Below are 22,337 nucleotides of genomic sequence, written 5' to 3'. Positions count from 1 at the left end.
ATCAGAGCCTGGAAACCCTCACCATCGCGTCTGCCCGTTTGTGCAGGTCGGGAAGCAACTCCAGGCCGAGGCCGGGCTTGTCGTTGAGGCTGATCATTCCGTTCTCGACCTTCGGCAGCTCCGTGACGAGCTCCTTGTACCAGCCGGTAAAGAAGGCACGCACGCTCTCCTGGATGAGCGCGTTGGGCGCATGCAGGCTCAGGTGCGTCGAGGCGGCCCAGACCACGGGCCCGGTGCAGTCATGCGGTGCCACGGGCAGCTGCCATGCATCAGCCATGGCAGCGATCTTGCGGGCTTCGGTGAGACCGCCGCACCAGCTCAGGTCGAGCATTGCAACGCCCGCCACGCCGGTCTGCAGGTAGTCCTTGAAGCCCCATTTGTAGCTGAGCGTTTCGCTTGCGCAGATGAGCGCGTCGCAGTCCTTCGCGTACTGCTTGAGCAGATCGAGGCTGTCCATGCGAATCGCGTCTTCATGCCAGAAGGTGTTGAACTCCTTCAGCGCGCGGGCGATCTTTTGCGCCATCGGCAGGCGCCACAGGCTGTGGAACTCGACCATGATGTCCATCTTGCTGCCCACGGCCTTGCGGATCTTGCGAAACGGCTCCAGCGCGGTGTCGAGATCGGCGTTGCTGATGTACTGGCCGTGGCTCTTTTCCGCAGCCGGGTCAAAGGGCCAGATCTTCATGGCCGTGATGCCTTCGGACAGCAGCGATTCGGCCAGTTCGTCGGCGTGGTGCAGGAAGCCCTGCAGGTCTTCGTAGGGCCCGTTGTTGTTGGCCAAACCCCAGTTGGAGCTGGTCTGGTTGGTGGCGCTGCGAATGTACTGGTAGCCGGCGCAGGTGTTGTAGATGCGAATGGCGTCGCGGCTCTTGCCGCCGAGAGCCGTGTGCACCGGCATGTTGGCGGCCTTGCCGAACAGGTCCCACAGCGCAATGTCGACCGCCGAGTTGCCGCGTGTTTCCACGCCCGATCCGCGCCAGCCCAGGTAGCCGGTGATGTCGCGATTGCGCGCCTCGATCTGTAGCGGATCGGTGCCGAGCAGCTTGAGCGCCGCCCATTCATGCAGATAAGCCTCGACCGCCTCGGCACCCATGAAGGTTTCGCCAAGGCCCACAAGGCCCTCGTCGGTGTGCAGGCGCACCCACAGAATGTTGGGAAACTCGCCGAGGCGAATGGTTTCGACTTGGGTGATCTTCAATTTGGGTAGCTCCAAAATAAAAAGGGCCGCGGCAGCTTGCGCTGCGCGGCCCCGATACCAGTTCAGGAATCGATCAGCCGCCGCGCGCCTTCTTCAGCGCGTCGGTCACCACGCCCACGGCTTCCGCGCCGATGTTGGGCACATTCTTGTCGTACACGGGCTTCACCTTTTCGAGCATGCGCTTCTGCTCGGCCGGCGACACGTCGTTCACCGTCATCGTCTTGCGCAGGTTGGCGAGCGACTTTTCGTTGAGCGCACGGTTGGCCTCGCGCTGGACCTTCTGGCCCTCCTTGGCGGCTTCGCGCAGCACGGCCTGCTCTTGCGGGTTGAGCTGGTCCCACAGCTTCTTGCTGTAGAGGATGAGGAACGGCGTGTAGGCATGGCGCGTCACGCTCAGGTACTTCTGCACTTCGCTGAACTTCGAGGTCTCGATGGTCACGAAGGGGTTTTCCTGGCCGTCGATGGTGCGGGTTTCCAGCGCGGTGAACACTTCGCCGAAGGCCATGGGCACGGCGTTGGCGCCGAGGGTCTTGAACGAATCCAGGAAGATGTTGTTCTGCATCACGCGCAGCTTCACGCCTTCGAAGTCTTCGGCCTTGGCCACCGGCTTCTTGCTGTTGGTGAGATTGCGGAAGCCGTTCTCCCAATAGGCCAGATTCACCAGGCCCGCGGCTTCTAGCTTCTTGTTGAAGTATTCGCCGGCAGGACCGTCGAGCACTGCATCAGCCTCTTTCTCGTTGGCAAAAAGGAATGGCAAGTCGAACGCGCCGAGTTCTTTCACGATGCCGACCAGCGGCGAGCTGGACGTGCACACCATTTCCTGCGTGCCGGCGCGAAGCGCCTGCGTGGCCGGCAGGTCGCCGCCGGCGGCGCCGCCCCAGAAGGCAGCGATCTTCATCTTGCCGCCCGTCTTGGCGGCAAGCACTTCCTGCATTTTCTTGACGCCCACGCCCACCGGGTGGTCTTCGTTCACGCCATTGGTGAACTTGATGGTGCGTTCGGCAAATTGCGCAATGGCACCGGTCGATGCCAGCAGGCCACCGGCCACGAGGGCGGCGGTCATCAGGGTTCTGCGAAACAACATGCTTGTCTCCTTCGATTGAGGTTGTTGATGAATGAACTGACAGAAAAACTCAGCGTCCCATCCACCACTGGAGCGGAACGGTCACGATTTCGGGCACGAACACCAGTGTGAAAAGCACAATCAGGTGAGCGATGAAGAAAGGCATCACGCCCTTGAACGCATCGTCCATGGAGATGCGCGCCACGCCGCTCACCACGTTGAGCACCGTGCCCACGGGCGGCGTAATGAGGCCGATGGCGTTGTTCATGATGAACAGCACGCCAAAGTACACCGGGTCGATGCCGGCCTTGAGCACCACCGGCATCAGCACGGGCGTGAGGATGAGCACCGTGGGCGTGAAGTCGAGCGCAGTGCCCACGACGACGATGAGCACCATCATCACGAACATCAGCAGGATCTTGTTGCCCAGGAACGGCTCGAGAAGCGCCACCACTTCAGTCGGAATGTTGGCCACCGTAATGAGCCATGCGCTCACCATGGCGGCGGCCACGAGGAACATCACCACGGCGGTCGTCTTGCCGGCGGCGAGGGTCAGGCGGTACAGGTCCTTGACCTTCAGTTCGCCGTAGACGAAGAGACCCACGATCAGCGAGTAGACCGCCGCAACCACCGCAGCTTCGGTCGGCGTGAAGATGCCGAACTTCATGCCGCCGATGATGATGACGGGCAGTGCCAGCGCAAGGCTGCCTTGCGCCGTCACCTTGAGCCGCTCGCCCCAGCCCACGCGCGGTGCGGACTTGACGTTCTCTTTCTTGGCGACGATCCACCAGGCAATACCCACCGCCAGCCCCATCAGCACGCCGGGCACGATGCCGGCAAGGAAGAGCTTGGTGATCGACACGTTGCCGGCCACGCCAAACACAATGAGGCCGATCGAAGGCGGAATGACCGGCGCGATGATGCCGCCCGCCGCAATGAGCCCGGCCGAGCGGTTCAGCTGGTAGCCGGCCGCCTTCATCATGGGAATCAGCAATGCGGCCAGCGCGGCGGTGTCGGCCACGGCCGAACCCGACAGCGAGGCCATGATGATGGCCGCCACCACTGCCACATACCCCATGCCGCCGCGGTAGTGGCCTACCCATGCCATTGCCAGGTTGACGATGCGCCGGCTCAGCCCGCCGGCGTTCATGAACTCGCCGGCCAAGAGGAAGAAGGGCACTGCAAGCAGCGGGAAGTTGTCTGCGCCGTCGACAAAGCGCTGCGCAATGATCTGGCTGTCGAACGCCGGCAGGCCACCGGTTGCGGCCAGCCAGCCCATCAACGAAACGCCGCACACCAGCAGCGAATAGGAAATCGGGATGCCTATTGCCATGGCACCCAGCAGCGACACGATGAAGATGGTGACTGTCATGGGGCCACCTTGCCGTGTGCGGACACTTCGAGCACCTGCTCTTCGGATTCCATGACCTGTATGAGCTCTTGCTCGGGAACCTTGCCGCGGAACAGGCGCCACAGCTTCTCGATGTTGAAGATGCCCATGACCACGGCGACCACATAGCCGATGCCGTAGATCCAGATCATCGAGATGCCCACCACAGGCGATATGTTGGTGACCTGCAGCTCGTGCATTTCGTATGTGCCCATGAGAAACAGCACGTTGCAGAACAGCATGAGCGACTGGCTCAGGAAGAAGCAGAACTTCTTGCCGCCCAGCGGCAGCCGCTTGATGAGAGTGTCCACGCCCAGGTGCGCGCCTTCGCGCATGGCCACCATGGCGCCGATGTAGGTAAGCCAGATGAAGCAATAGCGCGACATTTCGTCGGACACTGAAATGCCCGAGTTGAAGCCGTAGCGCAGCACCACGTTGCCGAACACCATGATGACCATGGCCACCATGCACACCACCACAAGGAACTCCAGCACGCGGAAAAATCCGTCGATCGCTCTACTCATTGCTCATCTCCTGTCGCTTTTACTGTTGTTATGGAATTTGCCGCGTCAAAGCGGGAACGCCTTGAGGCGGGTCGCCGGGCGGCTGATGCGCGGAAGCTTCTTGCGCGAGGCGAGCACCTGCTCGATGTCGTGTCGCGCACCGTCGATCAGCACAAGCACGGCTTTTTCTGCACGCGCCGAGTCGCGGGCAATCACCGCGTCGAGCACCGCGCGGTGCAACGGCAGCGAACTGGCGGGGCCGTTCTTGCGGCTGGTCGATATTTCGAAGCTCGTGCGCAGCAGCGCACCTAACGCACGGCTCATCTGCACCAGCATGCGGTTGTGGCTGGAACGAATAAGCCCTTGGTGAAAACGCAGGTCGGGCGTGATGTAGTCGCCGCCAAACTCGATGGCGCGCTTCATGCCCGCGTAGGCGTCTTCCATGTCGGCAATGTCTTCGGCCGTGGCGCGCGCGGCGGCCAGCCCCACGGCGGCCGGCTCCACCACGCGGCGCAGGTCTTGAAGGTCGCGCAGAAACTCGGCCGAGAGGCCCGCTTCGGTCTGCCAGACGATCACGTCGGCATCGAACCAGTTCCATTGGTCCGCGGGCTGCACGCGCGTGCCCACCTTGGGGCCGCTGGTAACGAGCCCTTTTGCAATCAGCGACTTGATCGACTCGCGAATGACGGTGCGGCTTACGCCGAGTTCCTCGCACAGGAGCGGTTCCGGCGGGATCGACGCGCCAGGCGCATAGCGGCCGGCGACGATGTCGCTTCCGATGCGGTCGACGGTATTGCCGTGAACGTTCTTGATCATGCGCGCCTGTTTGTTCGTCTGTCGTTGTTGTGTTTTTTGGCTCTTGCTTCTTGCCGGCCGAGCGTGTCAGAGCCACCCCCAGCCACTCGAAAACCCTGAACGCCGTGACAGCGTCTCACGCTTATCATATGATGATTGAAAACGCATTTCGGCAGGAAAAACCCTGACCTGCCGGCACACTTCCAGTTACCGGAGACAAGCGATGACCACCCCGCCGAAGAAGAAAAACCCCGAAGACCTGCGCAGCCAGCAATGGTTCGGCCGCAATGACCGCGACGGCTTCATCTACCGCAGCTGGATGAAGGGCAAGGGCGTGCCGCATGACCAGTTCGACGGCCGCCCCGTGATCGGCATTTGCAACACCTTCAGCGAACTCACGCCCTGCAATTCGCACTTCCGCACACTTGCGGAGCAAGTGAAGATCGGCGTGTACGAGGCAGGCGGTTTTCCGGTCGAGTTTCCGGTGATGTCGCTTGGCGAAACGCTGCTGCGTCCCACGGCCATGCTGTACCGCAACCTGGCGAGCATGGACGTGGAAGAAAGCATTCGCGGCAACCCGCTCGACGGCGTGGTGCTGCTCATGGGCTGCGACAAGACCACCCCCGCCCTCATGATGGGCGCAGCCAGCGTCGACTTGCCGACCATCGGCGTTTCTGGTGGCCCCATGCTTTCGGGCAAGTGGCGCGGCCAGGAGCTGGGCTCGGGCACCGGCGTGTGGCAAATGAGCGAACAGGTGCGTGCCGGCACACTCAAGCTGAAAGATTTCTTCGAGGCCGAGAGCTGCATGCACCGCAGCCACGGCCATTGCATGACCATGGGCACCGCAAGCACCATGGCCTGCATGGTCGAGTCGCTCGGCATCGGCCTGCCGGGCAATGCGGCGTATCCAGCGGTGGACGGCCGCCGCAACGTGCTGGCGCGCATGGCCGGCCGGCGTATCGTCGACATGGTCCATGAAGACCTCAACATGTCGAAAATTCTCACGCGCCAGGCCATCGAGAACGCCATCAAGGTCAATGCGGCCATCGGCGGCTCGACCAACCTGGTGATTCACTTGCTGGCAATTGCCGGGCGCATTGGCGTCGACCTTTCGCTCGACGACTTCGACCGGCTGGCTTCCGAGCTGCCCTGCCTGGTGGACCTGCAGCCTTCGGGCCGCTTCCTCATGGAAGACTTCTGCTACGCCGGCGGCCTGCCGGTGGTCATCAAGGAAATTGCGGAGCACCTGCACAAGGACGCCATCACCGCCAACGGCCAGACGCTGTGGGACAACGTGAAGGACGCCGAAAACTACAACCCTCAGGTAATCCGCCCGCTGGCAGAGCCCTTCAAGGACAAGGCCGGCATCTGCGTGCTGCGCGGCAACCTTGCGCCCAACGGCGCCATCATCAAGCCAAGCGCCGCCACGCCCGAGCTGCTGGTGCACAAGGGCCGTGCGGTGGTGTTCGAGAACGCCGACGACCTGCACAAGCGCATCGACGACGAGAACCTGGACATCGACGAACACTGCGTCATGGTGCTCAAGAACTGCGGCCCGCGCGGCTATCCGGGCATGGCCGAGTCGGGCAACATGCCGCTGCCGCCCAAGGTGCTGCGCAAGGGCATCACCGACATGGTCCGCATCAGCGATGCGCGCATGAGCGGCACGGCCTATGGCACGGTGGTGCTGCACACGTCGCCCGAAGCCGCAGCGGGCGGCCCGCTCGCGCTGGTGCAAGACGGCGACATCGTCGAGCTCGACGTGCCCAACCGCAAGCTGCATTTGCACGTGAGCGACGAAGAACTGGCCCGACGGCTCGAGAAATGGGTCGCGCCCAAGGCGCCGCTCGATTCGGGCTACTGGAAGCTCTACGTCGATACGGTGCTGCAGGCCGACCAGGGCGCCGACCTGGCGTTCCTGCGTGGCCGCCGCGGGAGCTTCGTGCCGCGCGACAATCACTAGGATGACAAGGCTGGTAGCAATCGACTGGGGCACAAGCTCCCTGCGCGGCGCCTTGCTGGACGCCGACGGCAAGGTGCTTGAAGAGCGCAGCGATACGCGCGGCATTCTGAAGGTGCCGGCGGGCGGCTTTCCCGCGGTATTTGGCGAACTGTTCGGCAACTGGATGCAGGCCGAGGGCACGCGCTGCCTCATATCCGGCATGGCCGGCAGCAAGCAGGGGTGGGTCGAGGCGCCGTATTGCGCCTGCCCCGCGGGCCGCGTCGAAGTGGGCCGCAAGATCATCGACATCGACGCGCTGCCGGGTTCGCGCATTGCCATCGTGCCGGGCCTCAGCGACGAGCATGACGGCGTGCCCGACGTCATGCGCGGCGAAGAGGTTCAGATCTTCGGCGCCATGGCGTTGATGGAGGCCGACGAAGGCGTCTTCGTGCTACCGGGCACGCACAACAAGTGGGCCACCGTCAAGAAGGGCCGCGTCACCGGCTTTCGCACCTTCATGACCGGCGAGTTCTATGCCCTGCTGAGCCAGCATTCGATTCTTGCGCGCACGCTCGATGCCGATGCACCGCTCGATGAAGCCGCATTTGTGCAAGGCGTTACGCGTGCCGACAACGGCCAGGGCCTGCTGCACAACGCATTCGGCGCGCGCACGCTGGCGCTTTTCGAACGCATGCCCACGCAGGAGCTTGCGAGTTATCTCTCGGGGCTGCTCATCGGCGAAGAGCTGCGCACGCAGTCCTTGCATGCCTTCGGCGAAGTGGTGCTGATCGGCTCTCCCGCGCTTACCCAGCGCTATACGCTTGCGCTCAGTGCCACCGGCACCGCCACCCGCACACTCGGCGCCGAAGCCACCTGGGCGGGGCTGCACGCACTGTCCGGTTTTCTCGACGCAGACAGAAACCCCTCATGACGACTCCCCAACAAAAATTCGATGCCGCCATGCGCGAGCTGCCGCTGGTCGCCATCTTGCGCGGGCTCACGCCGCCCGAAGCTGCCGATGTGGGCGACGCCATCGTCGAGTCCGGTTTCCGGCTGCTCGAAGTGCCGCTCAATTCGCCCAAGCCCTATGCCAGCATCACGCTGATGCGCACGCGCTTTCCGCAAGCCCTGGTGGGCGCCGGCACGGTGCTCGATGCGCAGCAGGTGCGCTATGTGCACTCCGCCGGCGGAGAGCTGATCGTGTCGCCCAACTTCAACGCCGAAGTCATTGCCGAAGCTGTGCGCTTGGGCATGGTCTGCCTGCCCGGCGTGATGACGCCTACCGAAGCGTTCGGCGCGCTGGCTGCAGGCGCAACCGGGCTCAAGCTGTTTCCGGCCGAGCTGGCATCGCCCGCCGTGGTGAAGGCGCTGCTTGCGGTATTGCCCGCCGGCACGCCGCTGATGCCCGTGGGCGGTATCACGCCGGCCAACATGGCCGAATGGCGCGCGGCCGGTGCGTCCGGCTTCGGCATCGGCTCTGCGCTGTACAAGCCAGGCAAGCAGGCATCCGAGGTGCGCGACGATGCCCGGAAATTCGTCGCAGCCTATACAGGCGCAATCCGCGCCTGACTGCATTTTTCAACCCCGTTCATCCACACCCACGAGGCCCCGTCGATGTCCGCAGATTCAGACTACGCCAGTCCCGCCGTGCGCAAGTTGCGCGAAGACCTTGCGCTCGCATTGCGCGCCGCCGCACACCACGGCCTGTCCGAAGGCGTCTGCAACCATTTCAGCGTCATGCTTCCGGGCGCGAAAGACCGCTACCTCATCAACCCCCGCGGTCTGCACTGGAGCGAAATCGGGCCGGACGACATCGTGCTGATCGACGTGCACGGCGAGGTTCTTGCGGGCCGGCACAGGGTGGAGCCGACTGCGCTCTTCATTCACGGCGCGGTGCACCGCATCACCGGCCACGCCGTCGTGCTGCACTGCCACATGCCCTACGCTACCGCGCTCACGCTCACGGTAGACCGCGCGCTCGACCCCACGCTGAGCCAGAACGCCATGCGGTACATGAACCGCATTGCCATTGATGCGGTGTACAACGGCCTGGCGCTCGACGATGCCGAGGGCGAGCGCATTGCGCGCGCCATGGTAGGAAAAGACGTGGCCTTTCTCGCAAACCACGGGGTTGTGGTGGCGGGCGCCACCATTGCACACGCGTACGACGACCTGTATTACCTCGAACGCGCAAGCCTGCACCAGGTCATTGCGCAATCGACCGGTCGCCCGCTGGTTCCTGTCGACCCCCAGATGGCCGCGCATGCGGCCGCACAAATCCAGGGCGAACGCGAGCAATCGGACTTGTTTTTCGAGGCGCTCCGGCGGATGCTGCCCCCGCCACAAGGCTGACGTCCGTTCGGCCGGTTACAGCCCCGGCACAAGGCGCCTAGGATGGCGAAACGGGTGCGCAGCGGCTTACAGCTCTTTATCGGATTTCGCGCGAGCCTTACACAGCGTTCACATGGGAGCACGACGATAGGGCTTCCAACCACTCCATTGGAGTTGCCATGAAAAAGCTCACATTCGCAATCGGCACCGCTGCCCTGCTTTCGCTGGCAGCCCTCAGCGCCCCGGCACAAGCCCAGACCGGCGGCCGCTTCATCCAGGCGCAGGTGTATGTCGTGCCCGCGCCTCCGCCCCCGCGCCCCTACTACTACGCGCCGCCGCCCCCGCGGCCCTATTACGGCCCCGGCTACCACCATGGGCATGACCGCTACGAGGAGCGCCGGCATCGCCGTTGGGAAGAGCGCCGCTACGGCCGCCGGGACAATGACGGTGATGGCGTTCCCAACCGCTACGACCGCCGGCCCGAGAACCCCTACCGCTATTGATTTTGGGGCCAGCGCCTTTGCCTGAGCCGAACCCGGCTCAGGCTTGCGCCGCCACGCGGCGCAACAGTCCGCTGGGCGAGCGCGGCCAACCGACGCGGCCGAACCATGCGCCGCCCGCAATGGCCGACGCAATGACGATGCCGTACACCACCAGTGCCACGCCTTGCGCAGCGAACACGCCGGTCAGGCCGCCGCTCCATCGCAGCGCCAGCCAACCGCCGATGCCCGCCACGGCCAAGCGCGCCATGTTGCCGAGCACCGGCCACAGCAGGCGCCCTGCTCCCTGCGAAGCAAAGTACAGCACCAATCCCACGCCGAAGAAGCCGTAGAGCGGCCCAACAACGCGCAAGTAGTGCGCGCCGGTTTCGAGCATTGCGGGGTCGTTGCCGAACAGCAGCAGCCACGGCCGCGGAAACAGAGCCGCGGCGAGCCCTATGGTTTCGGTGAGTGCAAAAGCGAGTGCGGCACCGGCCCATGTGGCCCGCAGCGCACGCTCGCGCTGCCCGGCCCCCATGCAGGTGCCGACCATCGCGACCAGGGGTGCGCCAAGGCCGAACACCAGCGGCACGAGCAGGTATTCGAGCCGCGAAGCAGTGCCGTAGCCCGCCAGCGCAACCGAGCCGAAATGGCCCGTCAAGGCGGTCGCAATGCCGATCGACAGATTGGTTGCCACGGTCGACACCGCACCGACGAGCCCGATGCCCAGGATGTTGCGGAACAGCGGCCAGCGCAGCTTCAGCGCTGCAAGGGTCGGGCGCAGCAGGCTGCGCGGCGAGCGCAAATAGACGATGAGCGCCACCGAGCCCAGCAGGTAGTACAGCAGCAGCGCCATCGCACCACCCGCAATGCCCATGCCCGGCAGCGGCCCCCAGCCGAAGATCAACAGCGGCGATGCGGGAATGAGAAAAACGACACCCGCCACGGTTACGTTCGCCGGCACGGCCATATTGCCGGTGCCGCGAATGATGGCGGAGAGTGAGTTGAAGAGCCACACCAGCACCGCACCTGCAAACACCCAGTTCGAATAAGTGAGGGCCGCCTCGAGCGAGGCGCCGGTACCGCCCATGACTGTGTACAGCCAGCGTCCGCCGGTCAGCAGCGCCAGCGAGAAGAGCAGGCCGAAGCTGATGGCAATGACGACCGCATGCCACACCAATGCATCTGCATCGTCGCGGCGGCGCGCCCCGAGCGCTCGCGCAATGGACGACGCGATGCCCCCTCCCATCGCGCCGCTCGAGGTCATCTGCATCAGCATGACGATGGGGAACACCAGCGCCATGCCCGCAAGCGCGTTGGTGCCCAGCTTGCCGACGAAGTAGGTTTCGATGAGCCCGACGGAAGCCTGCGCCACCATGACGAGCACATTGGGCGCGGCCAGGCGCAGTAGCGTGGGCACGATGGGTGCTTCGAGCAGCCGGCGGGTGCGCGGATCGAGTTCCTGGCTCATGCCGCCGCCAGCTTGGAACGCACGAGCCGCGCTTCGCGGATCGGCAGGTGCACCAGCGCGGCGCCGGCCGCAAGCGCAATGTCGATGTACCAGACGATGTCGTAGTTGCCGGTGGCCTGGAACACATAGCCACCCAGGAACGCACCCAGGAAGCCACCGACCTGGTGCGCCAGCATCACGATGCCGAACAGCATTGCCATGTTGGCCGGCCCGAACATCTTGGCGACCAGCCCGGCGGTGGGCGGCACCGTCGACAGGAAGGTCACACCCATCACCGCGGCGAACACCAGCATCACCACCGTCGTCTTAGGTGCCAGCAGAAACACCAGCACGGCGATGCCGCGCGTGGCATAGACCAGCGACAGCAGCGACTTCATGCGCCAGCGTCCCACGGCCCAGCCCATGGCAAGGCTGCCGACAATGTTGAAGAGCCCGATCATTGCGAGCGCCCAGCCGCCGACTTCGGGCGGCAGGCCACAGGCCGCCACGACGCCGGGCAAGTGCGTGGCAAGGAAGGCCACGTGAAAGCCGCATACCAGGAAGCCCAGGCTCAGGTAGCGGTAGCTGGGCGTCGCGAGCGCCTGGCCGATGGCCTCGCGCGCACTCAATGGCCTGGTGCCCGACGCCGCCGCCGAGGCCGCAGCCATCGCGTTCGAATTGCCCTTGAGCACCCATGCAGCCGGCAGCGCCAGCAACACCAGCACGCCGAGCCACTGCATGGCGCCGGCCCAGCCCACGGCCGCCGTCAGGCCAACGGCAATCGGCGCCATTGCAAACTGTCCGAAGGAGCCGCCGGCATTCACCATGCCGGTGGCCAGGCCGCGCTTGTTAGGCGGCACAAGGCGCGTGGTCGCGGCCATCAACACCGAAGGGCCCGCCATGCCGGCACCGCCCGCCGCGAGCACGCCAATGGCGAAGATCAGGCCCGCGGTGGTCGTCATGAGCGGCGTGATCAGCGTGCCGATGGCCACCAGCAGCACGCCGATGAGCACCACGCGACCGGTTCCGATGCGATCGGCCACGGCGCCGGCGAAAGGCTGCGTGAGCCCCCACCAAAGCTGCCCGAAAGCGAACGCAAGGCTGATGCTGCCAATGCCGAGCGCGGTAGAGGTGTTGAGCGCCGAGAGAAAGAGGCCCATCGTCTGGCGCACGCCCATCGTGAGCGCAAAAGCGCCGGCAGCCGCCAGCAGCACGAGCCACAGCGCATGGCGCCGCAGAACAGTTTCATTCATCGCGGGCTCCTGTCGGTTCTTCGGGCTGTCCATCGCCCAGGCCTGCGCGCTGCAGCAATTCCAGGCTTTCGTCGAGAAGGGCATGCAGCGCCAGCACGCGCTCCGTGCCGAGAATGTCGTTGAGCGCCAGTTGCGCGCCATGCCACAGGCGCTGCGCCTCGGCGCGCTTCTCGCGGCCGGCGTCGGTAATTGCCAGCATGCGGCTACGCGCATCGGGGCCTTCCGTCTGCACCAGGAAGCCCGCGGCCAGCATAGGCTTGAGATTGCGCGTGAGCGTCGAAGCGTCCACGTTCATCTCGCGCGCCAGGTCCACCGGACGCAGGGGCCCGAAATGCAGCACGTGCGAGAGCAGCGAATACTGCGTGGTCTTGAGCCCGCTGGGCGCAACGTGCGCGTCATAAAGGCGCGACGCCACCCTGGAGAGCCGGCGCAGGCGGAAATTGGTACATCCCTGCGGTTTGACCTGGGGAGAGCGAGGCTTCAGGGCGGTGTTCATCTTTTTATTGTAGCTACAATAATTGCACCTACAACTATCACGGAGTTATTGCATGACCGAGCCCCACGCCATCGACACCTGGATCGCTGAAGAACGCCGGGTTGTCGAGCGCCTTGAAGCGGGCCCAGGCCCCGGACTGGCCCGGCCCGAGCAGATTGCCGGCAAGACCGGGCTCGAGGTAATGCTGGCCATGCTGAACGGTGAAATTCCTTACGCCGCCATCGCCAAGACGCTCGACTTCACGCTTCTGTCGGTGAGCCCCGGCGTGGCGGTGTTCCAGGGCAGGCCGCTGCCGCAGCATTTGAATCCGCTCGGCACCATTCATGGCGGCTGGGTTGCTACGCTGCTCGATTCGGCGCTGGGCTGCTCGGTTCACACCATGATGCCGCCGGGCCGTGCCTATACGACAGCCGAACTGGGCGTGAACTACGTGAAGGGCCTCACGCCCAAGGTGCAGCGGGTTCGCGCCGAAGGCAAGGTCATTCATTGCGGCCGGCAGTTGGCCACCGCCGAGGCGCGGCTCTTCGGGGCGGACGGCACGCTGTATGCCCACGCCACCACCACCTGCCTCGTGTTCGAGGTTCCTCCGCCGCGGTAAGCCGCGGCTGCAACCATGCCGCGGTAAGCCGCGGCCGCAACCATGCCCTCCACACCTCAAGACCCCGCCCTCGCGCCAGCTCTCAACACCCTGCTTACCGACAGGTACAGCTGCCGCGCCTACCTAGCGGAACCCGTTGCGCGCGAAACCATCGACGCCATCCTGCAGCTGGCGCAGCGCACTGCGTCATGGTGCAACTCGCAGCCGTGGCAGGTCATCGTGACCAGTGCCGAAGCCACCGAGCGGCTGCGCCAGGCCTTCGACTCCGACGAAGCCGCGGAAGATGCAGCGTTCGACATCGCGCCTCCGGCGGAATACCGCGGCGTGTACCAGGAGCGGCGACGCGAATGCGGTTTTCAGTTGTATGAAAGCGTGGGCATCGTGCGCGGCGACCGCGAGGCTTCGGCGCGGCAGGCAAAGGAGAACTTCAGGTTCTTTGGAGCACCGCATGTGGCACTCATCACCACCGATGCGCTGCTCGGCACCTATGGCGCGGTGGATTGCGGCGCCTATGTCGGCAACTTCATGCTGGCGGCGCGCAGTCTTGGCGTGGCCAGCATCGCGCAGGCGGCCATTGCATCGCGCGCAAAGTTCCTGCATCGCTGGTTCGACATTCCGAACGACCGGCAGATCGTCTGCGGCATTTCATTCGGCTACGAAGATCCGTCGCATCCGGCCAATCGCTTTCGCACCACGCGGGCAACGCCACACCAAGCCTGCCAGTGGGTCGATTGACCCGCATGAGCCCGTGCATCTTGTAAGTGCAAGGACGTAAAGGCCGCCAGGGACAGTGATAATGATTCTCATCGCAGCCACGTGGCTGCGATGCTTTATCGACTCACGTCTTTGCACCTGGAGGATCTTTCATGACCGACCGCCTCGGCGTTCAAGGCCGCGCCGCCCGCGCACTGCTTGGCGTCTCCGCCGCCTGGCTGGCCGCTGCCGCCCTGCCGGCCTATGCCGCCAACGACGAGCTCACGCTCTATACAACGCGTGAACCCGCATTGATCCAGCCGCTGATCACCGCCTTCAGCACGCAGACGAACATCAAGGTGAACACCGTGTTCGTGAAAGACGGCCTGCTTGAGCGCGTCAAGGCCGAAGGCGCACGCTCTCCGGCCGACGTGCTGATGACGGTGGACATCGGCAACCTGATGGACCTGGTGGACGGCGGCGTGACGCAGCCGGTGAAATCGGCCGCGCTCGACTCGGCCATTCCAGCCAACCTGCGTGGGGCCGACGGGCAGTGGTTTGCGCTTTCGCTGCGCGCGCGCGTGCTCTACGCCGACAAGAACCAGCCGCTCACCAGCTTCCGCTATGAAGACCTGGCCAACCCGAAGTGGAAGGGCAAGGTCTGCATCCGCGCGGGCCAGCACCCCTACAACACGGCGCTGATCGCATCGATGATCGCGCATGAAGGCGAAGCCAAGACCGAACAATGGCTGCGCGGCGTCAAGGCCAACCTGGCCCGCAAGGCGACCGGCGGCGACCGCGACGTGGCGCGCGACATTCTGGGCGGCATCTGCGACGTTGGCCTTGCCAACTCCTACTACGTCGGCCAGATGAAGAGCGCCAAGGAAGGCACCGACGCGCGCAAGTGGGGCGACGCCATCAAGGTGATCCGCCCGACCTTTGCCAGCAGCAAGAGCGGCGGCACGCACGTCAACATCAGCGGCGCGGCTGTCGCGAAGAACGCGCCCCAGCGCGCCAACGCGGTCAAGCTGCTCGAGTTCCTGGTGTCAGAGCCGGCGCAGTCGCTGTACGCGCAGGCCAACTATGAATACCCGGTGCGCAAGGGTGTGGCGCTCGATCCGATCATTGGCGAGACCATCGGCGAGCTGAAGGTCGACCCGCTGCCGCTCACCGAGATTGCCAAGTACCGCAAGCAAGCCAGCGCGCTGGTCGACAAGGTCGGGTTCGACCAGTAATGTTGCTCGGCCCGCGGTTTCGCGCATGAGTTTCGGTGGCCTGCACGCGGCGGGCCCGCTGTGGCGCAGCGCTTCGTTTGCAATTGCGGTCGGCGTGCTTGCGCCGGTGCTCACGCTCGCATGGCTTGCGTTCGGCTCCGGCGTGGCGCACTGGGGGCCGCTGTTCGCGCACGTGCTGCCGCAGGCGGCCCTCAACACGGCCGTGCTGCTTGCAGGTGTCGGTGCACTGGTGCTGTCGATAGGCACCGGCTGCGCGTGGCTCGTTACGGCGTGCGACTTTCCGGGGCGGCGCGTACTGCATTGGGCGTTGCTGCTGCCGCTTGCAATGCCAACCTACATCGTCGCCTTCGCATATCTCGACCTGCTGCACCCTATAGGCCCGGTGCAGGGTGCGATCCGCTGGGCATTGGGCTTCGACAGCCCGCGCCAGTTTCGCCTCCCCGACCTGCGCTCGATGCCGGGGGCCATCTTCGTGCTGGGCTTCGTGCTCTACCCCTACGTCTACATGACCGCGCGCGCCATGTTCATGACGCAGCCCGCCCACTTGATGGAAGCGGCACGCACGCTGGGCGAAAGCCGGCGGGGCGCGTTCTTTCGCGTGGCACTGCCGCTCGCGCGGCCCGCGCTTGCAGTGGGCCTGAGCCTTGCACTGCTCGAAACGCTCAATGACATCGGCGCCTCCGAATTCCTGGGCGTGAACACGCTCACGGTCGCTGTCTACACCACGTGGATCACGCGCTCCGACCTGGCCGGCGCGGCGCAGATTGCCTGTGCCATGCTGTTCGTGGTGGTGGCGCTGGTCTGGCTCGAACGCAACGGGCGCCAGCACCAGCGATTCGGCTCTGCGCAGCGCATGCGCCCCATGCAGCCGCGACGCCTGCACGGCGGGGCTGCATGGCTAGCCACTGCCATTGCCGCACTGCCGGTGCTGCTCGGCTTCGTGGCGCCTGCTCTCTACCTCGTGTGGGAAAGCGCCAAGCGGCTGCGCCTGGGCGGCGGCGTGTCGCAAGCGCTGCTCGCGAGCCTGGGTAATACGCTGGCGCTGGCCGCGGGCGTTACCGTGGTGGCGGTTGCCGCGGGGTTGGTCGTGGCCTGGGCGGCGCGCAGCCAAGGCTCGAGCCCCAATCGCGCGCGCTGGCAAGCACGCGTTGCCACGCTGGGCTATGCAGTGCCCGGCACCGTTCTTGCCATTGGCCTGCTCACGCCCGCACTGGCGTTCGACGCCGCATTAGCCAACGTGCTGGGCCTGCGGGGTTTGCCGCTCATGGGCGCGGGCGTCGTGCTGGTGGTGGCTTGCGCCATTCGCTTTCTTGCCATGCCGGTGGGGGGAATCGAAGCTGGGCTGGCCCGCATTCCGCCCGCCATCGAACAGGCTTCGCGGCTGCTGGGCGAAACCACTGGCGGCACGCTGCGCCGGGTGCATCTGCCGCTTCTGCAGCCCGCCATTGCCACGGGCGCGCTGCTGGTTTTTGTCGATGCAATGAAAGAGCTGCCGGCCACACTGCTGCTGCGGCCCGCCAATTTCGACACCCTGGCCACGTGGCTCTACGCCGAAGCCGCCCGCGGCACCTACGAAGAAGGCGCCATTGCGGCGCTGGCCATCGTCGCGGCCGGCCTGCTGCCGGTCGTGCTGCTGGCGCGCAATCAACTGGGCACGCCGTCGGCCTTGCCCGGCCCGGACAAGACATGAGTTCTCCCCTTTCCATCGAGTCGATCCAGCTCGCCTACGAAACACCGCGCGGTCTGCACACCGTGGTGAACGACTTTTCTCTTTCGCTGCCCGCGGGAGAAATAGCCTGCCTGTTCGGCCCTTCGGGCTGCGGCAAGACGACCGTGCTGCGCGCCATCGCCGGCTTTGAGCCCTTGCGCGCCGGCACCATCCGGCTGGGCGACGTGCTGCTGTCTTCGACCCAGGCGCACCTGCCGCCGGAGCAACGGCGCGTGGGCATGATGTTTCAGGAGTACGCGCTGTTTCCGCACCTGTCGGCAAGCCGGAACGTGGCTTTCGGGCTGCGCCGCCTGGGTCGTGCGCAGCAGCAGTCGCGCACGGCCGAAATGCTTTCGCTCGTCGGCCTGGCCGACGCCGGTGAACGCTTTCCACACGAACTCTCGGGCGGCCAGCAGCAACGCATTGCCCTGGCACGCGCGCTGGCGCCCTCGCCCGCCCTGCTGCTGCTGGACGAACCCTTTTCCAACCTCGACGGCGGCACGCGCGAACGCCTGACCGCAGAGGTGCGCGGCATTCTCAAGCGCGCCGGGCAAACGGCAATACTGGTCACCCACAACGACGCCGAAGCCCACGCCATGGCAGACCGCATCGGCGTGATGCACGCAGGCCGCATTACCCACTGGGTGGACGCCGCCAAATAGCACAAGGCGCCCGTTCGGCGAATGGGCTTTTCGGGAAAAGGTTGTTCGGGATCGCAAGAATGCGGCGCTCCCACATACCTATTTTTTTCGAAACACCCCATGGCCAAGCCCCTTACCCTCGTCAGCCACCTGCTGTGCCCGTATGTGCAGCGCGCAGCCATTGCCCTCGCCGAGAAAAATGTTCCTTTCGAGCGCGTGGTGATCGACCTTGCGAACAAGCCCGACTGGTTCATTGCGATCTCACCGCTCGGCAAGGTTCCGCTGCTGCGCCTTGAACGGCCAAACGGCAGCGAAGCCGTGCTGTTCGAGAGCAACGTGATCTGCGAATACCTCGAAGAGACCCAGCCCGGCCCGCGCCTGCACCCTGAAGACCCGCTCACCCGCGCCGAGCATCGCGCGTGGATGGAATTCGGCTCGGCCGTTCTGGGCGACCTGTGGGGCTACGAGACCACGCGCGACGGCGAAGTGTTCGAACAGAAGCGCCTCGCACTGGCCGCCAAGTTCGAGCGCGTCGAAGCGGCGCTGGGCAAAGGCCTGTACTTCGCCGGAGAAAACTTCAGCCTTGTCGATGCAGTCTTTGCACCGGTCTTTCGCTACTTCGAAGTGTTCGACGAGATCAGCAACTCGCACATCTTCGATGCCCTGCCCAAGGTGAATGCGTGGCGCAAGGCTCTCGCCGCCCGGCCCAGCGTACGCAGCGCCGTGGTGCCGGAGTATCCGCAGCATCTTCGCGAATTTCTGCAGAAGCACGAGGCCCACTTGCTCACGCTCGCGTAAAACCGACAATCGAAGTCTTCCCACAACGAACAGGCACCCACGAGATGCGACTTCTCCACACCATGCTGCGCGTCGGCAATCTCCAGCGTTCGATCGACTTCTACACGAAGGTGCTGGGCATGAACCTGCTGCGCACATCCGAGAACCCCGAGTACAAGTACAGCCTTGCCTTTGTCGGCTACGGCAATGGCAACCCCGACCAGGCAGAGATCGAACTCACCTACAACTGGGGCACCGAAAGCTACGAGCCCGGTACGGCCTACGGCCACATTGCGCTCGGCGTGCCCGACGCGTATGCGGCTTGCGAAAAAATCAAGGCGGCCGGCGGCAACGTAACGCGCGAAGCCGGCCCCGTGAAAGGCGGCAGCACCGTCATCGCGTTCGTGACCGATCCGGACGGCTACAAGGTCGAATTGATCCAGGACAAGTCGAAGGCCAACGGCGAAAAGCCAGGAGCCGCTGCAGACGCTTTGCGCGCACCGTAGCCGGGGCGCACGCCAGGTTGGCTCGGTCGCCGGGCCGGGCCAATCGCCGCCAGGTTGCAAGCAACCGTAAGAAACGGCGGCGCGTGGAATGCGCAGGCAAATTAACGAGACAAAATAGCCGCCTTCGAAGGGGCGACCGGCATATTCTTTGCTGCTGTTCCTTGGCCAGAAGCGTTAATGCTAAACGCTTCAGACGCCCGAATTTGCAACAAGAACTTTCATGCTTGAACGCAGTGAGCAGTTCAAAAGCATTGAAATGCCCCGTTAATTTTTGCCCCGTCTTCCAAATGAGCGCTTTCTTCTAAGCGGAACGAATTTGACCAGTTTAAGCATACGCGGCAAGGCCATCGATCCGGCAATCTCGCTCATCGTATTTCTATTCGCCGCGCTCGTCGTTGGGGCCATTCCGTTTGCGTACCACGACACGGCGGCCCAGATCTTTCCGGACGAAGACACGCTGCTGAGCTTTTTCGGCGCCGATGCGTGCCAGCTGACCTCGACCACCATCGAGGAAAGAAACTCCTACGCCTGCAGCGCGTTCCTGCTCGAATCGATTGGCTTGAGCGCCGGCACGGCGCCACTGGCAGGCGCGCTGCTGAGCGTGTCGCTCACCTTGATACCGGTCTTCCAGTTCGCCCGCATACCCCTTGGCGTATTTCTCGCATCGCTGGCCTGGGGCGTCATCAGGGCAATTTTCCTGTCGGTACTTTCCAAGGACATGCTGTCCGCCGCCGTGGTGCTCGTCTCGGTCATGGCTGCACGGCAAGCATGGTTCGGGCTCACGTGGTTTTTGTCGGCAACGATTTACGGCTGGGTGGTCAGAAAGTACTGGCTGCTGGTCAGCGCGGTGTGGTTTGGGCTGAGGCTCATAAGAAAGCAGCTCACCGTATTCAGGCTGCTCGTCATCATCGTTCTGGTTTACGTTGCACTTGCGCTGACCTTTCAGATTGCATTGGGCGTCACGCTCGACTTTGCACGGCTGGCCGTCAACGAAAACAGAGAAGTTGGCGCCGAAGGATCGCGCACCGTGATCGAGGCTGTCATTGCTTCGGACAACGCATTGCTTCAAGCGCTCAATGCGACCATCACATTCTTCAGGCTGGCATTTCCGCTCGAGCTCTTGCGCTTCGGTTCGGTAAGCCAACTCGCGTTTATTTCGATCATGCCTTTCACGTTCATCTGGATGGTGAAAGTCATCGTCAAGAGCGCCAAGTCAGACAATAAGAAGGTCATCCAGGCCGGCAAGATTGCCTTGGCGCCTTTGGCATTTCTCATCATTGAAGGCGTATTCGAGCCCGACTTCGGCTCATTTGCGCGCCACTTCGCCATTGTGAGTCCACTTGTTTTTTCTGCCATGGCGCTGCTGCAGAAAGCCGAGCTGGGCATCGAAAAGCGGCTGAGGCGCAGCAGCAGCAACAGCAGTCCGGCCACCCCTTCCGGTTCGCCAGCCCTGGTTGGCGCCATTCAGCAGGATCGCATTTCGTGAAGTCTCAATCCATTGCGGTCGACCAGCCCCAGTACGTCGAATCCATCCAGGCGGGAAGAGGCATTGCCGCTCTCCTGGTCGTGGTGCACCACATCGCACAAAAATCGCATGCGCTCTCCGGCGGCGCGATTCCGTTGTTCGACTTTGGAATCGTCGGGGTCGACATCTTCTTCATGATCAGCGGCTTCATCATCTATTTTGTGACCGCCAACAAGACGATGACGCACGCGGAGTTCATGGAAAAGCGGATCGTGCGGGTGTTTCCGCTTTACTGGGGGCTCTCGTTGCTGGCATTGCTTGTTCTCATCTACAAGCCGAACCTGATCAACAGCAACGCACAGCAGGCAACAGATATTGCCGCGTCGTTTTTCTTGTGGCCCACCACCGCGCCCTACCTGGTGAACAACGGCTGGACGCTCACCTACGAAATCATCTTCTACGCACTCTGGGCCCTTGTTGCGCTGCCTACGGCCAACCGCAAGAGTGCATACGTTGCGTGCCTGATACTGGCGGCGGGCTCATTCGCAGGGCTGCTGCTCGACGTCGATCCCAAGGTCATCAATTTTTCGCTGTTCGTCGAATTTGCATTCGGCGTGGCAGTCGGCGTCGCGTTCAAGAAGGGAGTGTTTCGGCAGAACATTCCCGTAGGCATCGTGCTCGCCATTGCGGGGGCTTTTCTTGCCTATGTTGCAATTTCCCGGGGTCTCGGCGGCGGCCAGCTGAGAGGGTTTGCGCTGGCAATCCCCTCGGCCATGATGTTCATCGGAATCATCTTGCTCGGATCATTCTGGAAAAGAAGGCGCACGGTGCTGGCAATCGGAGACAGCTCCTATTCGCTGTACCTTTTCCATCCGTTCATCCTGGTCGGCATTCCCATTGCGGTAAAGCTGCTCGGCATTTCGTCGCCGGTGCAGATACTCGCCATTTCCGCTGCGGTCGGCGTTGCGGCCGTTGCCGCTTCGCACATGGTCTACAAGTTTGTGGAGTTTCCGCTCACGCAAATGATGCGAGGGATGATCAAGTCCGCGAAATCTCTGGGCGCAGCCAGAGCCAGGTGATACGAATCAGCAGCCCAGCAGATCGGCCAGCTGATTGATGTCGCGCGCGTGCAGATTGTTCTCTGCGTTCGGCGAAACGTCCTTGGGCTGCGCACGGCCGTATTCATGGGGCCGTTCGATGTAGGCGGTCTTCAGGCCGCACACGCGTGCCGCGGCAAGATCGTCGTGGTGCGCCGCTGCCAGCATGACCTGACCCGGCGTCGCGTCGAACACGCCCGCCACCCCAAGGTAGGTGCGCGGATCGGGTTTGTAGGCCTTGAACACTTCAGCCGAGAGCACACAGTCCCACGGCAGGCCGGCGCGCTTGGCCATCTCGGTGAGCAGGCCGATGTTGCCGTTCGACAGCGTGCAGATAGTGAACTTTTTCTTCAGGCGCGTGAGCCCTTCAACCGCATCGGGCCAGGCGGGCAGCCGGTGCCAGGCGCGGCTCAGGTGGCGCTTGGCGGCGGTGTCGAGCTGCTCCGTCAGGCCGAAGTCGTGCAGCACCTGTTCGAGCATGCTCAGGTGCAGCTCGTCGAGCAGCGTGAAGCCGCCCTCGCCCGCTGCAATGCGCTCCATCACGGATTTCATGGCGGGCTGGTAGCCGGCACGCCAGGCCAGCGCGAAGGTAGCGCCGTCGACGCCCGGCAACGCAAGCTCGGCTTCGGCGGCAACGCCGCTGTGCCAATCGACCACGGTGCCGAAAACGTCGAACGCGATGACCTTCAGGTCGCTCGCGTCAAAATCCGCGCGCAT

At 64.0% G+C, this 22,337-nt stretch carries 23 protein-coding genes; 14 read left to right on the top strand and 9 right to left on the bottom strand.

What is annotated here, in order from left to right:
• Window position 1: 1 nt before the first annotated feature.
• The 5 genes from J2X67_RS18950 to J2X67_RS18930 form a co-directional block, all read right to left on the bottom strand.
• Window positions 2–1,198 (bottom strand): mandelate racemase/muconate lactonizing enzyme family protein, encoded by a 1,197-nt coding sequence (locus J2X67_RS18950; protein ID WP_309955293.1) that lies wholly within the window; start codon window positions 1,196–1,198, stop codon window positions 2–4.
• A gap of 73 nt (window positions 1,199–1,271) precedes the next feature.
• On the bottom strand, window positions 1,272–2,282 hold the full coding sequence (locus J2X67_RS18945) for a TRAP transporter substrate-binding protein (RefSeq protein ID WP_309955291.1): 1,011 nt from the start codon (window positions 2,280–2,282) through the stop codon (window positions 1,272–1,274).
• A gap of 49 nt (window positions 2,283–2,331) precedes the next feature.
• Entirely contained in the window at window positions 2,332–3,633 is a 1,302-nt protein-coding gene (locus J2X67_RS18940) for a TRAP transporter large permease subunit (protein WP_309955289.1), read from the bottom strand.
• Window positions 3,630–4,175: a TRAP transporter small permease gene (locus tag J2X67_RS18935; protein ID WP_309955287.1), complete on the bottom strand. Its 546-nt coding sequence runs from the start codon at window positions 4,173–4,175 to the stop codon at window positions 3,630–3,632. The genes J2X67_RS18940 and J2X67_RS18935 overlap by 4 nt, the downstream gene beginning before the upstream one ends.
• A 45-nt stretch (window positions 4,176–4,220) precedes the next feature.
• Window positions 4,221–4,970 (bottom strand): FadR/GntR family transcriptional regulator, encoded by a 750-nt coding sequence (locus J2X67_RS18930; protein ID WP_309955285.1) that lies wholly within the window; start codon window positions 4,968–4,970, stop codon window positions 4,221–4,223.
• Between the two features lie 202 nt (window positions 4,971–5,172).
• Between J2X67_RS18930 and J2X67_RS18925 the strand changes: the two genes are divergently transcribed.
• From J2X67_RS18925 to J2X67_RS18905, 5 genes are all read left to right on the top strand, one after another.
• Window positions 5,173–6,912, top strand: a complete 1,740-nt coding sequence (locus J2X67_RS18925; RefSeq protein WP_309955283.1) for an IlvD/Edd family dehydratase — start codon at window positions 5,173–5,175, stop codon at window positions 6,910–6,912.
• 1 nt (window position 6,913) lies between these two features.
• Window positions 6,914–7,822: a 2-dehydro-3-deoxygalactonokinase gene (locus J2X67_RS18920; RefSeq protein WP_309955281.1), complete on the top strand. Its 909-nt coding sequence runs from the start codon at window positions 6,914–6,916 to the stop codon at window positions 7,820–7,822.
• Window positions 7,819–8,460 carry a 2-dehydro-3-deoxy-6-phosphogalactonate aldolase gene (locus J2X67_RS18915; RefSeq protein WP_309955280.1) on the top strand — a complete coding sequence of 214 codons (642 nt, stop codon included), beginning with the start codon at window positions 7,819–7,821 and terminating at the stop codon, window positions 8,458–8,460. The genes J2X67_RS18920 and J2X67_RS18915 overlap by 4 nt, the downstream gene beginning before the upstream one ends.
• Window positions 8,461–8,505: 45 nt before the next feature.
• Complete coding sequence (locus J2X67_RS18910; protein ID WP_409050516.1) at window positions 8,506–9,243, top strand: aldolase; 738 nt, start codon at window positions 8,506–8,508, stop codon at window positions 9,241–9,243.
• A gap of 158 nt (window positions 9,244–9,401) precedes the next feature.
• Complete coding sequence (locus J2X67_RS18905) at window positions 9,402–9,725, top strand: hypothetical protein (protein ID WP_309955278.1); 324 nt, start codon at window positions 9,402–9,404, stop codon at window positions 9,723–9,725.
• 37 nt (window positions 9,726–9,762) lie between these two features.
• Here the strand turns inward: J2X67_RS18905 and J2X67_RS18900 are convergent, their stop codons facing one another.
• From J2X67_RS18900 to J2X67_RS18890, 3 genes are read right to left on the bottom strand one after another with little or no spacing between them, the layout of a single operon-like run.
• Window positions 9,763–11,172: an MATE family efflux transporter gene (locus J2X67_RS18900; protein ID WP_309955276.1), complete on the bottom strand. Its 1,410-nt coding sequence runs from the start codon at window positions 11,170–11,172 to the stop codon at window positions 9,763–9,765.
• Window positions 11,169–12,404 carry an MFS transporter gene (locus tag J2X67_RS18895; protein ID WP_309955274.1) on the bottom strand — a complete coding sequence of 412 codons (1,236 nt, stop codon included), beginning with the start codon at window positions 12,402–12,404 and terminating at the stop codon, window positions 11,169–11,171. Before J2X67_RS18895 ends, J2X67_RS18900 begins: the two co-directional genes overlap by 4 nt.
• On the bottom strand, window positions 12,397–12,900 hold the full coding sequence (locus J2X67_RS18890) for a MarR family winged helix-turn-helix transcriptional regulator (RefSeq protein WP_309955272.1): 504 nt from the start codon (window positions 12,898–12,900) through the stop codon (window positions 12,397–12,399). Before J2X67_RS18890 ends, J2X67_RS18895 begins: the two co-directional genes overlap by 8 nt.
• Before the next feature lie 52 nt (window positions 12,901–12,952).
• Between J2X67_RS18890 and J2X67_RS18885 the strand changes: the two genes are divergently transcribed.
• From J2X67_RS18885 to J2X67_RS18845, 9 genes are all read left to right on the top strand, one after another.
• Window positions 12,953–13,498, top strand: a complete 546-nt coding sequence (locus J2X67_RS18885; protein WP_309955270.1) for a PaaI family thioesterase — start codon at window positions 12,953–12,955, stop codon at window positions 13,496–13,498.
• Between the two features lie 42 nt (window positions 13,499–13,540).
• A complete protein-coding gene (locus tag J2X67_RS18880; RefSeq protein ID WP_309955268.1) occupies window positions 13,541–14,233 on the top strand; it encodes a nitroreductase in 693 nt (230 codons plus the stop codon).
• A gap of 131 nt (window positions 14,234–14,364) precedes the next feature.
• Window positions 14,365–15,426 carry a Fe(3+) ABC transporter substrate-binding protein gene (locus J2X67_RS18875; RefSeq protein ID WP_309955266.1) on the top strand — a complete coding sequence of 354 codons (1,062 nt, stop codon included), beginning with the start codon at window positions 14,365–14,367 and terminating at the stop codon, window positions 15,424–15,426.
• 25 nt (window positions 15,427–15,451) lie between these two features.
• On the top strand, window positions 15,452–17,116 hold the full coding sequence (locus J2X67_RS18870) for an iron ABC transporter permease (protein WP_309955264.1): 1,665 nt from the start codon (window positions 15,452–15,454) through the stop codon (window positions 17,114–17,116).
• On the top strand, window positions 17,113–17,796 hold the full coding sequence (locus J2X67_RS18865) for an ABC transporter ATP-binding protein (RefSeq protein WP_309955262.1): 684 nt from the start codon (window positions 17,113–17,115) through the stop codon (window positions 17,794–17,796). Before J2X67_RS18870 ends, J2X67_RS18865 begins: the two co-directional genes overlap by 4 nt.
• Before the next feature lie 99 nt (window positions 17,797–17,895).
• Window positions 17,896–18,573 (top strand): glutathione S-transferase family protein, encoded by a 678-nt coding sequence (locus J2X67_RS18860; RefSeq protein WP_309955260.1) that lies wholly within the window; start codon window positions 17,896–17,898, stop codon window positions 18,571–18,573.
• 44 nt (window positions 18,574–18,617) lie between these two features.
• Window positions 18,618–19,058 (top strand): lactoylglutathione lyase, encoded by a 441-nt coding sequence (gene gloA / locus J2X67_RS18855; protein ID WP_309955258.1) that lies wholly within the window; start codon window positions 18,618–18,620, stop codon window positions 19,056–19,058.
• Window positions 19,059–19,329: 271 nt separating this feature from the next.
• Entirely contained in the window at window positions 19,330–20,544 is a 1,215-nt protein-coding gene (locus J2X67_RS18850; RefSeq protein ID WP_309955256.1) for a hypothetical protein, read from the top strand.
• Complete coding sequence (locus J2X67_RS18845) at window positions 20,541–21,602, top strand: acyltransferase (RefSeq protein ID WP_309955254.1); 1,062 nt, start codon at window positions 20,541–20,543, stop codon at window positions 21,600–21,602. Before J2X67_RS18850 ends, J2X67_RS18845 begins: the two co-directional genes overlap by 4 nt.
• 6 nt (window positions 21,603–21,608) lie before the next feature.
• Here J2X67_RS18845 and J2X67_RS18840 read toward each other — a convergent pair whose 3' ends face one another.
• On the bottom strand, window positions 21,609–22,337 hold the full coding sequence (locus tag J2X67_RS18840) for a haloacid dehalogenase type II (RefSeq protein WP_309955252.1): 729 nt from the start codon (window positions 22,335–22,337) through the stop codon (window positions 21,609–21,611).

The sequence above is a fragment of the Variovorax sp. 3319 genome, assembly GCF_031456585.1.
Taxonomy (GTDB): Bacteria; Pseudomonadota; Gammaproteobacteria; order Burkholderiales; family Burkholderiaceae_C; genus Variovorax; species Variovorax paradoxus_P.
The sequence above is the reverse complement of the archived record's forward strand: the minus strand, read 5'-3'. Positions and strand labels throughout refer to the sequence as shown.